Origin of the sequence: Viridibacillus sp. FSL H8-0110 (assembly GCF_038003565.1) — a bacterium.
Classification (GTDB): Bacteria; Bacillota; Bacilli; order Bacillales_A; family Planococcaceae; genus Viridibacillus; species Viridibacillus arenosi.
In genome coordinates this window covers 2,183,610-2,196,777 of record NZ_JBBOPJ010000001.1, presented here as the reverse complement: position 1 = coordinate 2,196,777, position 13,168 = coordinate 2,183,610, and the positions used below count along the sequence as shown (strand labels likewise).

Here is a 13,168-nt window from a genome sequence, read left to right as displayed (position 1 = left end):
TTAATAGTAATACCTTCTTTTCTTTTTTGACTGTACACCTATCGAATATAATCATAGTCAACACTAGTAACAAGAGTATCTATTACTAGACTTTATTAAACAATATTGTTCATATTTTATTGTTTACTTATTGAAGTAAAGCACCGTTAGTTTAAGTACATTATTTCACAAACTTTGTTGATTTTACATAATTCATTTTATTCATTACAGGAATGCTACCCGACAGGCTGCATAATAAAAAAGACTGCTTATTAGCAGTCTTTTTCAGCTCTTGTATCTGGTAGTTAGCATGGTATGTTCCGGCTACTCATAACAACATCTTTATCCCAAACTTGTCAACAAAACCATAATCCCATTAGTAAAACCGTGAATAATAACTGATGGCCAGATCGAATTAGTTCGTTCATACGCTAAAGCAAAAATGATACCACTAAAGAAATTTACTGGCATTACATTATATGTTGGAATATGAACAATTGTAAAGATTGTTGAGCTAAGTAAAATTGCTCCAATAAATCCTATACGTGTACGTAACCAACGATATAAAAAACCGCGATAAAAAATTTCTTCGTATATTGGTGAGATAACCGCCGCAGAAATAAAGGCAATTAGAACCGTAACGAAAGTTACATTTTGCTGTATTGCCTCGGTTTTGCTGTTCTCCCACGAATTCCCTATAAAACTAGTAAGCACTACAATTATCACGGCACCAACCATTAAGATAACAGAAAATATAACAATGATTTTCCAATCCTTAACAGCGAATCTTTTTATCCCTACTTCACTCCAAGAAAGTTTTTTCGGACGGAGAGCAATAAAATAAACACCTAAAATTAGAATAATTGCTATTGTCAATCCCATTAATGTTCCAGCATATAGAACATTATCAAGCCAGTGAGAATAAATTGGGTGAACAACGAATTTAATACACCCAATTACAAATACAAATTCAAGTAACATTAAAAATATAAATTCTTTCAAACCCCAACGGTCTTCTTCCTTCCAGTTCATTTCATTTGTTTTCATCCGCCATCACTCTTCCTTTATATGGTATAATCCAACTATATTAGATGACGTTACGTCACCTGCAAGCTTTATTTTTAGGAGGGAATAAAATGAAACGATGGACTACTGGACAGGTATCAAAGCAGCGAAATGTCTCCGTTCGCACACTTCGTTATTACGATCAGATTAATCTCCTCACACCAAGTTTTAAAGATGATAATGGACGACGATATTATTCAGAAGAGGATATGTTTAAATTAGAAAAAATCATCATTCTAAAATCACTTTCACTTCCACTCGAAAATATTCGCGATTTATTAGATAGACTATCCTATAAACAAATTCTAATTTCGCATCACAATTATCTACAAGATGAACTTTCCAAACTTCAAACAAGCATTTCTAATACAAAATCTTTAATTAATATGATCGACTTGGAAGAATCTTTGTCTTGGGAACGTGTCTCTCAACTTATTCAAATTTCACAAAATAGCTCTAAAAAATGGATTGACTATTTTGAAGTTGATGAAAAGGTAATCTTGCAAGAGACAATTCCAAATCTCGGCAACAATGATTCGACAACACATCAGTATATTTCTTTGCTACGACGAATTGAGTGGTGTATAAAACACAATATTAAACCTGAATCAGAGGCAGGTCACCAAATAGCTTGCGAGTTAATAGAAATATCAAACGATACTTTTCAAGGAGATACGACATTGATGGATAAGTTCTGGGAAGTCAGAAAACTGCCCTCTGAGGAAACGGGCCTATACCCGATTTCGAAAGAAGTACTGGTGTATGTAGAGCGTTGTATTGCTAATGTTACATGTTAGGAATAAGTATATGAATGGTCGGGGTAATTAGCATAATATAATAAATACAAATGGCTTATTCAACTAACCTGGCCCTTTAGTTGAATAAGTCGCCTAATTTAAGGTCATTATACTTTTTATTATTCATATTATTTACTCCTCATTCACTCCAACAATTCAAACTAGATAGTTTTTTACATAATGTTTCGTCTATATAGAATTCTTTCCTTGAAGCAACAAAAAACCTCGACTGATAGCAGTCGAGGTTTTTGTATTAAAAAATTTATAATTTTAAATGTAAGTTTTTTCACATTTTATCACTCGCAAAATTTTAGCGTTTTTATTTTATACCAAGAAGAATTTTATCTATCAATGTATGTATATGGATTTACGAACAGATATATGTTGTGTTATTCATTATTATCAAATAATGAAAACTTAAGATAATCGTTTAAGTTCTTTACAAATTCTTGGATACTAGTCATAAGTAATGGATTACCTTATTTATTAGTTCCCTATTGTCCTGCCCCTCCTATCCTTTGATGAATAGAATAATGAAGAAAGAGGATATTTTTATGGGATACTCCGGAAATATGTGCAATTTTAACAGTAACTGTGGAGACAATAAATATGGAGATAATTCAACATTCCTTCTATTTGTTGTTCTATTCATTATTCTAATTTGTCGGACTACTTTCATGTATTAATCAATTCAACACACCCAATATTTATGTGTGAAAAATTACGCTTTAGCTTCTATTCAGATTATCTAATAATGGATAAAAGTCTTCAACATTGTCAATGATTTTTCTAAAATCAATTAGTCTCCATAACCGCTTTAGATAGCTATCACTCAATGTAATAGTAGTGTAAAGCTAATTTATCCTCAAATCTCCTGGTTTGTTGTCTTCGGTGACCTTTTTCTGCAAAGTGTTCAGTAATCTTTTTTATATAGATTCATAAATTTCTACTTCAAATGGATTTCATGCAGCTCCACACCAACCAAAATCTTTCACAAACTAGGTAACACGTTTATTTATTTTTTTCAAATGAATGATTGATTAGATGAATACCTTATATCCTTTATATAACTAAACATATTCTAGATTATAGAAAGGAGGGAATTTATTATGGGAAATCAAAACTATAATGACTATGGTAGACGTAACAATTCTTCATTCGCTTTAATCGTTGTCCTATTCATTCTTCTAATTATTGTTGGCGTTAGCTTCATACATTAACTCAAAGCCTCTTTTACTAGCTAACCCATGATAGTAATTGTAAAGTTAAGGTAATTTCGCCTTACACATCCCTTTTTTCTGACATCGAGGGTCACTTGCCAACGAGTGACCCTTTTAATCGTTTCTTTCCACATATACATATTAGTTCACAATTTACTGAGCATTTCATTTCAGATATTCATTCAATATAGTGTTGAAATTTAAAATTCCACTATGGTAAATCTATTTAAAATAGTCTTCTACTCCTTCTTCTTTAACTAACCTGTCCCTTTTGTTAAGTAAGAAAAAAGAACTGTCTGAACGCTCAAAGATCTTCTACTAAAGCACCCGTACATTCTTTCACAAAGTTTATTGATTTAGCAAAATTAAACAGTTCATATATTACAAAAATGCTACCCCGTTAGTACATCTTTCATTTTGGAAATATGAAAGAATAATCCATACAATAAAAGAAAATCCCCCTGATCAAAGATATTTAATCCAATATGAAATTGGCCAAAACCTATTCCTTCTATTTCCCCGAAGGAATAGGTTTAAGTATTTTTAACCAAACTAGAAAAAATCGGTGTGCCAAGGCTAATAGTTAAAATAATGTCTAACGGCTAAATCTTTTCCCAACAATTGAAACCGATATGACTAACAATATGTATATTAAGAATTTATCTTTCATAAATTTCATCCCTTTTGAATCCTAAAGCACCCTTCTCTCTAATCGTTTACAACGGATATCCTACAATTTCATTCATGAAAAACTAAAAGTTCTATTCATGGCTATTATTAATAAAATGTCTATTTGTGAATCATTCGACAAAGAATGTAAACAAGGTTTACATATCAAAAACTTATCGTAATAAAATGACCATTCGTAATTGGAGGAAACTGATATGTTCTGGATACAATTTTTGATTTTGTTAATCTGCATCTTTATAGGTGCTAGGATAGGTGGACTTGGTCTTGGAGTAATGGGTGGTGTTGGATTAGCAATCTTTGTATTTCTTTTCGGCCTAGAACCTACTTCCGCACCTATTGATGTTATGCTGATGATTTTATCAGTAATTACTGCTGCAGGAGCTCTTCAAGCCGCAGGTGGTATGGAATATCTCGTTCATATTGCGGAGAAAGCATTAAGAAAAAATCCTAAATGGATTACATTCATCGCTCCTATCGTTACTTACGTTTTTACTTTTTGTGCAGGAACTGGACACGTTGCATACTCCGTTTTACCTGTTATTGCCGAAGTAGCCCGAGAATCAGGTGTTCGTCCTGAAAGACCAATGTCAATCGCAGTAATAGCATCACAGCAAGCAATTACAGCCAGTCCTATTTCAGCAGCGACTGTAGCATTATTAGCTTTATTAGCTGATTTCGAAATTACTTTACTAGATATTTTAATGATCTCTATACCTTCTACTTTTATCGGTTGTATGATAGCTGCTTTTGTTGTTAGTAGAAAAGGTAAAGAGCTACCAGAAGATCCGATTTATTTGAAACGCTTAGAAGAAGGCTTAGCTCCAATTAAACAAGATAAAAAAGCATTCTTTCCAACTAATGCTTCAAAACTTTCTGTTGTATTATTCTTACTTGCCGCAGTATTAATCGTTGCTCTAGGTTCATTTGAAAAATTACGTCCAGGTTGGGATATTGACGGCGTATTTACACCTATGTCTATGCCTGTTACCATTGAAATCGTTATGCTGACAATTGCTGCTTTAATCATTATTTGTTGTAAAGCAAATGTTGACGAAATTGTTTCTGGTAGTGTGTTTAAAGCCGGAGCTTCAGCAGTAGTAGCTATTTTCGGTATCGCTTGGATGGGTGACACATTCTTCAATGGTAATGCTGAACTTATTAACAGTTCGATTTCTGGCCTAGTCACAGCAGCTCCATGGTTATTTGCTATTGCATTATTTGTACTTTCTATTTTACTATACAGCCAAGCAGCAACGGTTCGAACACTAATACCTCTTGGTGTAACGCTTGGTATTAATCCAGCATTATTAATTGCCATTTTCCCAGCTGTTAATGGTTACTTCTTCATTCCAAACTATCCGACAGTAGTGGCAGCCATAAACTTTGACCGTACCGGAACAACTCGAATCGGAAAATATATTCTAAACCATAGCTTTATGCTCCCTGGTTTAGTTTCAACAATCTCTGCCGTTGTAATTGGTATATTACTAAGTTCTGTTTTACTCTAGATACTTTATTTAAAATGTAGCTTTTTATTCTTTGAGCGATTCAAGAAGGACTATTTCATTTTCCTTTTAAGAATATGTGCTAATGAATTACTCGGAGTTACATCAACTTCGAGTAATTCTTTATATAAGTATATCTATTCAGCAATTTGCCCAATTAATAGAATAAGAATTTGAATAAACTCTATATTGGTTAAAACAAATTAATTAAGCTAGAACAAGTTTTTTTATTTCCCCTTAAAGAGTGATAGGGTTTTGTTTTTAGAATTAAGGGGAATAAATCAACAGGAGATGAAAAAAATAATGAACAAGACGATTATTACTTTAATTGCTGTTGCAATCATGTTAACGGCTTGTAACAGTAAAGGAGAAGATAAAAACAATAACGAGGTTACAGAAAAAAATGAGCAACTCTCGCAAACTGAGGGAGGACAAGAAGTTCGACAAGAAAATGATCAAAATCAATCTAATGAAAGTTCAAATCATGAGGAATGGACTTCATTACCTGAATATAATAATATTATTGAGCAAATTGATAATAAAGAATTTAACTTTCAAACTATAACAGATAACGAAGGTAAACGCGTTCTTCTTCTTATAGATAAAAACGGTGTAGAACAATACAAATCCATATATATCAAATACACCAATCGACTTAAAATAATTAAAATAAATGGAGAAGGACTAATTTTTAATGAAATTATAGAAGGAAAATAGATAATCCCCAAATAAACACCTAAATTTTCAACCCCGTCCTAATTTAGAACGGGGTTAATCTTGTTAGAACTATTAAGTTTTATCACTACATACTACGTGTTTTAAAATAAGGCTTAATATATTTTTTTATCAATATGATAATGAAGCCAAATAATATGGTTATTCAATAAACAAGATGCCTAAAAAGACTAGTGGGGAATCCAAAAGCAAATACCACATCCTATTGAACAACAGGGGCATATTCGTTTGATATATCAGGCTTGTAGAATTTTGTTTTAATGTATCCCCATCCAAAGGTACTGATGAAAAATAGGATATGTATTAACAGTGAACAATAAAATGCCTATAAGAATTCCGTATATATTTTAAAATGGAAATTAAAGGTTTATATGAATCAGAAGAGAATATAATTATCAAATGAGGGAGGTGGAATATTAGTGCTAAAAAAGAGTTTGATTATAACCTTTGTTATATTCACTATCTTAACAATTATTGGCTGTAATAAGAAGGACGTTTGGAAAGAAAGTTCTTTATTTGAATCTGGTGGATATACGATGATTGGTGAAAAAGGAAAACTTGGCTTTATATACGATGATAGTGAAGTAGTTAAGTTTTATCCAGATAAAACTCAAAAGTATATGTGGCATTTTTGGGGAACGAAAGAAGAGCTAGAACGTCCATTAAAAGTATTAGCTACCCATGAAGATGGTGGTGATCCAATTGTATTAATTGGAGGCAAAAATACTGTAAAACCACATAACGGTGCTGATATGAGTATGCCATCGAATATGTCGCTACCGGAAAGTGGTATGTGGAAAATGGATGCTTATTTTGATGACAACTTGTTTGGTACTGTCTATGTAAAGGTGCACGAAAAGAAATAAATGATTAAAACTATATTATTGAACGTAATTTGAATATAAAAAAGCATTTCAACAGAAATGCTTTTTTTAATACCCTCATTCAAACTTACATTATTATTCAGTCATTACAGTGTTTCTATTAATAGATAAACCATTTAATTGTTCAACGGGTACACCAGTTTCAGTGTAGCTTCTAACATGTTTCCAACCATTGTTTTTAAAGCGGAAAGTTTCAAAAAACAGATTAGCTGGTAGAGGACTTTGACCTTCAAGTAGAATCGTTGCAGATAGTATGGCCATGCATTCATCTCTACCTAAAGGAACTATGCCTATTTCTCTAACGTCCCATTTTGCTTCCTTACTTTTCACAAAATTAAACCCTTGAGCCCAACCTTCTAATGATTCACCATATCCATAATCGACTATCCCATTTTGCGTAACCTCTCGTGCTTGATAGTCTTTGGAAATGAGTGCTTTCATCTCTTCAAATGAGCATGTTCTCCAAATCTCTAAATAGCTATCTAAAAACTGTCTAAATGTTTGGCTCAAAGTAATCCTCCTTACAGATTGTAGTCTTCTTCAAGAATTCTATGAATAAAGAAAAAATCCTTTTTAATAAAGAGAATTAATTTATATTTTAGTTATATTTGCTCCGCTTCAATCTGAACCCCAACACGTTTCATCTGTAACCAATAATAGGTCGTTACCAGTACGCTGATAGCGCCAAATACCAGCACCATGAATTGTAGGCCAATAAAATCTAGTAAAGCACCTGTGGACAATAAGACTATTTGAAACATAATTCGATCTAGCATATTTTTGAAAGAAAAGAAGCGTCCATGGTATTCTTTCGGTACTTGTTTTTGAAATATCGTCATTACTGTTGGGAAGAAACAACCTAAAGAGAATCCGAAGAGCGCAAATGTTATTAATGTCAGGAACGAACTTCCTGCAAAATACAACAGCATTTCCCCACTTCCAATGACAATGAGACAAACAAATAAGATTCGCTCTATCCTCCATTTCTCCCCAATATATTTGATAGCAAAGGAACCAACCATAAAGGAAATGCCCTCTACAGTATAAATCATCCCTTTAATCATCGCAGAATCTTGAAATTCACTTATCTTAATGACTAATAAATTAAATGAACCTAAAAATAAGAGAGGTATAAACGATAAAATAAACGTCATTTTCACACCCAGATTTGCTTGAAGCATTGGGAATACTTCTTTAAAGCCACTTCCCTTTTTAGTACTTTCCTCGGGTTGAGCGGTGCTTTGAGGTTTCTCTTCTGGGATTTTTAACATAAAAGTAAACAAGAGCAATGCAATATACGCGACGAATGAGAGCAAATAAAGTGTACCTATAGCCGAATATACTAATATCAAACCGGCTAAGGCGGTCCCTGCAACACGAGCAACTGTAGAAACATTCATATCCCAACCATTTAATTGCAATAAATCCTTTTCACCTACAATTAAAGGCAAAGTAGCTTGAAGTGCTGGAAAATAAAAAGATGCAGAAATTTGTAAAAGTACTAAGAAAACAACCATCCACCAAATAGATCCTGTCGCTAATGCTATAAACATAAAGACAACACTTACAACACGCCCAACACTAGAGTAAATTAACACAGTTTTTTTACGGGATTGATCGATTATACGTCCAGCTAATGGCCCCATCATCACTCCAGCTAGTAAACCACTTGATAGAATAAGTGACTTAACAAAGTCAGAAGGCACCTTTTCTTGCATGAACTCTAGATTACCGATTATGCTCGCCCATAATCCAAGTCCTGCAATTAATTCACCAATTAAAACAATCCAAACATTCCGATTTTTCCACATATTCTTCTCCTTAAAAAGAAAGGAGCTACTATGAGCTCCTTTCTTCCTGTAATGTTACATATATTATTTTGTAGGCTTCATTTTCACAACTCTTGTAAGTTCACCGTCAGTATCAATATCAACTACAAATGAACCATTTGAGTAACGGTCTGCATTACGATAATTATCTTCATGTACTTGCTCTTGAACACCTTTTTCAGTTTCTAAAAGTAACAAATCACCTTTATGAACATAAATGACTGTAAAGACACGGTGAGGATTCTTTTTCAACTCACGAACTGTTACGACTCCGCGTTTTGGACGACCGCTCACTTCTATTTCAGAGACATCCATTTTCTTCACTGCACCACGATGTGTAACAAGCATTAAATCACCTTTATCATTTTCAGGGATTATATTTGCAGCTACAATGTAATCTTCTTCTTTTAAGTTAATGGCTTTAACACCAGCTGTTTTAACACCTGTAACGGGTACATCTTCCATTGGGAATCGAACGGAATAACTGAAATGAGTAGTCAAGATGACTTCATCCGTAATCGTTACGAGATCCGCATAAATTACTTCGTCACCTTTTTTCACGTTCATTGTTTTAATTGGTTTTGAATAACGTTGAACTACATATTCATTCAGTGGTGAGCGTTTAATTTGGCCACCTTTAGTGATTGTCATAACAAATACATCCTGGTCAAATGTTTCTACCCCGCGTGCATTGATGATTACTTCATCCGAATCAATTGGCACAATACTTGAGATGTGCTGACCTAAGTCTTTCCAACGAATATCCGGTAGCTCATGTACAGGTTGATAAATATAATGTCCTTTGCTAGTAAATAGCAATAGATGCTGTTGCGTATTAATTTGGGATTCGTACAATAGATGATCGGAATCCTTCATCGCAAAGTCTTTACCATTCGAAGCATTGTAAGAACGTTGACTAGTACGTTTAACATAACCATCTTTAGTAACTGTCACCACAACATCTTCACTTGGAATTAAAACTTCTAAATTCAGTTTTATTTCTTCAATTTCAGCTTCAATAATTGAGCGACGTGGTTCAGCAAAACGTTTACGCACATCTTGTAATTCTTTCCTAATTACACTAATTAGTTTTGCTTCGCTTTCTAAAATACTTTGTAATTCAGCAATTTTCGCTTTAAGTTCTTCTTCTTCTTCACGTAATTCCGTAATATCGGTATTAGTTAAACGATATAGCTGTAATGAAACAATTGCTTCAGCTTGAATTTCAGTGAATTCGAATTTTAACATCAAGTTGTTTTTAGCATCTCTTTTATCTTTTGACTGACGGATTGTATGAATAACTTCATCCAAAATCGATAATGCCTTCATCAATCCTTCTACGATATGTAGGCGATCTTTCGCTTTTTTCAAGTCAAATTGAGAACGTCTTGTTACTACTTCTTTCTGATGATCGATATATGCATCTAATAGTAATGGCAATGTCATCATCGTTGGACGACGTTTATAAATCGCAATCATATTAAAGTTGTAAGTAATTTGAAGGTCTGTGTTTTTATATAAATATTGCAGAATTGGTTTTCCGGGTACTTCTTTTTTTAGTTCAATGACCATCCGTAAACCTGTACGGTCTGATTCATCACGTACTTCTGCAATTCCTTCAAGTCGTTTATCTAAACGCATTTCATCAATTTTCTTGACTAAGTTTGCTTTATTAACGTCATATGGTATTTCAGTAACAACGATTTGCTCCTTGCCGCCTTTAAGCTCTTCAATTTCCGCTTTTGCACGAACAATAATTTTCCCTCTACCTGTTTCATATGCTTTTTTGATACCTTCCACACCTTGGATAATACCGCCGGTTGGAAAATCTGGACCTTTGATAACGGTCATAAGCTCATCTACAGTCGCAATTGGGTTTTTCAATCGCATTAAAACAGCGTCTAATACTTCGTGTAATGCATGTGGAGGAATATCCGTTGCGTAACCTGCGGAAATACCAGTAGAGCCGTTAACAAGTAGATTTGGGAATCTAGCAGGTAATACAGTAGGCTCCATATCTTGGTCATCAAAGTTTGGTACAAGATCCACTGTCTCTTTCTGAATATCACGAAGCATTTCAGCTGCAATAGCAGATAGACGCGCTTCTGTATAACGCATTGCTGCCGCTGAATCTCCGTCGACTGAACCGTTATTACCATGCATTTCAATTAGCATATGACGCGCTTTCCAGTCTTGACTCATACGTACCATAGCTTCATAAACTGAACTATCACCATGTGGGTGGTAGTTACCAATTACGTTACCGACTGTTTTTGCTGATTTACGGAAGGGTTTATCATGTGTATTACCTCCCATAAACATTGCATATAATATACGGCGTTGTACGGGTTTTAAACCGTCACGAGCATCTGGTAAGGCACGATCTTGAATAATGTACTTACTGTATCGACCAAACCGATCGCCGATGACTTCTTCTAGTGGTAAATCTTGATAACTTTCGGTCTGTGTCATACTAAGTCCTCCTCATTTTGAATGAATTCATTATCAAGAATATTGGAGTCTTCTTCTAGACCAAAATCAACGTTAGATTCTATCCATTTACGACGTGGCTCTACTTTATCGCCCATAAGTGTTGTAACACGGCGTTCAGCTCGCGCACCATCGTCGATTTTAACACGGATTAATGTTCTTGTTTCTGGATTCATTGTTGTATCCCATAATTGGTCGGCATTCATCTCACCGAGACCTTTATAGCGTTGTAAAATATAGCCTTTGCCAATTTTATCAATCGCTTGTTGTAAATCTTTTTCAGTCCAAGCATATTCCAATACTTCTTTTTTACCTACCCCTTTTGAAACTTTATAAAGTGGAGGTAGTGCAATATATACTTTACCCGCTTCAATTAACGGTTTCATATAGCGATAAAAGAATGTCAATAATAGGACTTGGATATGTGCTCCATCTGTATCGGCATCGGTCATGATGATGACTTTATCGTATGCAGCATCATCAATAGTGAAGTCAGCTCCTACTCCTGCACCAACTGCATGAATAATCGTAGCGATTTCTTCATTTTTTAAGATATCTTGTAATTTTGCTTTTTCGGTGTTGATGACTTTACCACGCAGTGGCAAAATCGCTTGGAATGTACGGTCACGGCCTTGTTTTGCTGAACCGCCCGCAGAATCACCTTCGACAAGATATAATTCGTTTTTAGAAGCGTTACGAGATTGTGCTGGAGTTAGCTTTCCAGACAATAATGCACTAGATTTTTTGTTTTTCTTACCGTTACGTGCGTCTTCACGTGCTTTACGCGCTGCTTCACGTACCTGTTGCGCACGTATTGCTTTACGTACAAGGGAAGCACTTAGTTCAGCGTTTTCCTCTAACACATAAAGTAATTTCTCAGACACAACTGAATCGACGACACTTCTCGCTTCGCTAGTACCTAGCTTCCCTTTCGTTTGTCCTTCAAACTGTAGTAAGTTTTCAGGGATACGAACGGAAATAATAGCCGCTAAGCCTTCGCGAATATCTGAGCCGTCTAAGTTTTTGTCTTTTTCTTTTAGTAAGCCAATTTTACGTGCATATTCATTGAATACTCGTGTCATAGCTGCCTTGGCACCGGTTTCATGTGTGCCCCCGTCACGAGTACGAACGTTGTTAACGAAAGATAAAATTGTTTCTGAATAGCCATCGTTGAATTGGAACGCAAATTCGACTGCAATTTCGTCTTGTGATCCTTCAACATACTTGACTGGGTGTAGAACGTCTTTTTCTTCGTTTAAGTATGCAACGAATGCCTCGATACCGTTTTCGTAATGATACGTTTCATGATTGCCTGTTTGTTCTTCAATTAGCTCGATTTTTAAGCCTTTTAATAAAAAGGCAGATTCTCGTAACCGTTCAGCAAGGGTGTCAAAATTATACTTTGTCGCTGAAAATATAGTGTCATCTGGTAGGAAATGTATACATGTTCCCGATTCTTTTGTTGTACCGATTTTCTCTAATGTAGTGGCGGGTTTACCACCATTTTCAAAGCGCATTCTATATTTTGTGCCGTCACGGTGAATAGTGACTTCAAGCCATGAGGATAGTGCATTTACTACGGAAGCACCTACACCGTGCAATCCTCCACTTGTTTTGTAGCCACCTTGTCCAAATTTACCACCTGCATGCAGAATGGTAAAAATAACTTCCGGTGTTGGTTTACCTGTTTTGTGCGTACCTGTTGGCATGCCTCGACCGTAGTCACGTACACTTATACTTTGATCCTCGTGAATTTTCACAATGATATGTGAACCAAAGCCAGCTAATGCTTCATCGACTGCATTGTCGACAATTTCATAAACAAGATGATGTAATCCTCGGCTATCAGTTGAACCGATATACATACCCGGACGTTTACGAACAGCTTCTAATCCTTCCAGTACTTGTATCGCATCATCATTGTAAGACATGACTGTTTGTTTATCTGTCAAAAAAATTCCCCCTAAATACAAA

General features: G+C 34.8%; 9 protein-coding genes and 1 pseudogene. 5 read left to right on the top strand and 5 right to left on the bottom strand.

Translation table 11 applies throughout. The features are described from left to right. Window positions 1-321 precede the first annotated feature (321 nt). Window positions 322-1,026 (bottom strand): CPBP family intramembrane glutamic endopeptidase, encoded by a 705-nt coding sequence (locus tag MHH98_RS10970; protein ID WP_076034862.1) that lies wholly within the window; start codon window positions 1,024-1,026, stop codon window positions 322-324. Between the two features lie 89 nt (window positions 1,027-1,115). Between MHH98_RS10970 and MHH98_RS10965 the strand changes: the two genes are divergently transcribed. From MHH98_RS10965 to MHH98_RS10945, 5 genes and pseudogenes are all read left to right on the top strand, one after another. Further along, entirely contained in the window at window positions 1,116-1,841 is a 726-nt protein-coding gene (locus tag MHH98_RS10965; RefSeq protein WP_340712823.1) for a MerR family transcriptional regulator, read from the top strand. A gap of 1,148 nt (window positions 1,842-2,989) precedes the next feature. Then, window positions 2,990-3,061, top strand: a pseudogene (locus tag MHH98_RS22080) (YjcZ family sporulation protein); the annotation flags it as partial. A gap of 884 nt (window positions 3,062-3,945) precedes the next feature. Continuing rightward, on the top strand, window positions 3,946-5,259 hold the full coding sequence (locus tag MHH98_RS10955) for an anaerobic C4-dicarboxylate transporter family protein (RefSeq protein WP_076034859.1): 1,314 nt from the start codon (window positions 3,946-3,948) through the stop codon (window positions 5,257-5,259). A gap of 300 nt (window positions 5,260-5,559) precedes the next feature. Further along, entirely contained in the window at window positions 5,560-5,973 is a 414-nt protein-coding gene (locus MHH98_RS10950; protein ID WP_076034858.1) for a hypothetical protein, read from the top strand. Between the two features lie 437 nt (window positions 5,974-6,410). After that, the gene (locus MHH98_RS10945; RefSeq protein WP_340712821.1) at window positions 6,411-6,857 is read left to right on the top strand and encodes a hypothetical protein; all 447 of its coding nucleotides are present in this window, start codon (window positions 6,411-6,413) and stop codon (window positions 6,855-6,857) included. Between the two features lie 93 nt (window positions 6,858-6,950). On the opposite strand, the gene MHH98_RS10940 is transcribed toward MHH98_RS10945, so the two are convergent. From MHH98_RS10940 to parE, 4 genes are all read right to left on the bottom strand, one after another. Further along, complete coding sequence (locus MHH98_RS10940) at window positions 6,951-7,385, bottom strand: hypothetical protein (protein ID WP_038181892.1); 435 nt, start codon at window positions 7,383-7,385, stop codon at window positions 6,951-6,953. A 92-nt stretch (window positions 7,386-7,477) separates the two neighbouring features. Further along, window positions 7,478-8,686, bottom strand: coding sequence for an MFS transporter (locus tag MHH98_RS10935; protein ID WP_340712819.1), 1,209 nt, complete (start codon window positions 8,684-8,686; stop codon window positions 7,478-7,480). 63 nt (window positions 8,687-8,749) lie between these two features. Continuing rightward, the gene (parC, locus tag MHH98_RS10930) at window positions 8,750-11,176 is read right to left on the bottom strand and encodes a DNA topoisomerase IV subunit A (protein WP_340712817.1); all 2,427 of its coding nucleotides are present in this window, start codon (window positions 11,174-11,176) and stop codon (window positions 8,750-8,752) included. Then, complete coding sequence (gene parE, locus MHH98_RS10925) at window positions 11,173-13,125, bottom strand: DNA topoisomerase IV subunit B (RefSeq protein WP_445684013.1); 1,953 nt, start codon at window positions 13,123-13,125, stop codon at window positions 11,173-11,175. Before parE ends, parC begins: the two co-directional genes overlap by 4 nt. Between the last annotated feature and the right edge of the window lie 43 nt (window positions 13,126-13,168).

Bases quoted from the DNA above. Each gene is read 5' to 3' on its own strand.
- MHH98_RS10970 (WP_076034862.1), bottom strand. From the start codon at position 1,026: ATGAAAACAAATGAAATGAACTGGAAGGAAGAAGACCGTTGGGGTTTG.
- MHH98_RS10965 (WP_340712823.1), top strand. From the start codon at position 1,116: ATGAAACGATGGACTACTGGACAGGTATCAAAGCAGCGAAATGTCTCC.
- MHH98_RS10955 (WP_076034859.1), top strand. From the start codon at position 3,946: ATGTTCTGGATACAATTTTTGATTTTGTTAATCTGCATCTTTATAGGT.
- MHH98_RS10950 (WP_076034858.1), top strand. From the start codon at position 5,560: ATGAACAAGACGATTATTACTTTAATTGCTGTTGCAATCATGTTAACG.
- MHH98_RS10935 (WP_340712819.1), bottom strand. From the start codon at position 8,686: ATGTGGAAAAATCGGAATGTTTGGATTGTTTTAATTGGTGAATTAATT.
- parC (WP_340712817.1), bottom strand. From the start codon at position 11,176: ATGACACAGACCGAAAGTTATCAAGATTTACCACTAGAAGAAGTCATC.
- parE (WP_445684013.1), bottom strand. From the start codon at position 13,125: ATGTCTTACAATGATGATGCGATACAAGTACTGGAAGGATTAGAAGCT.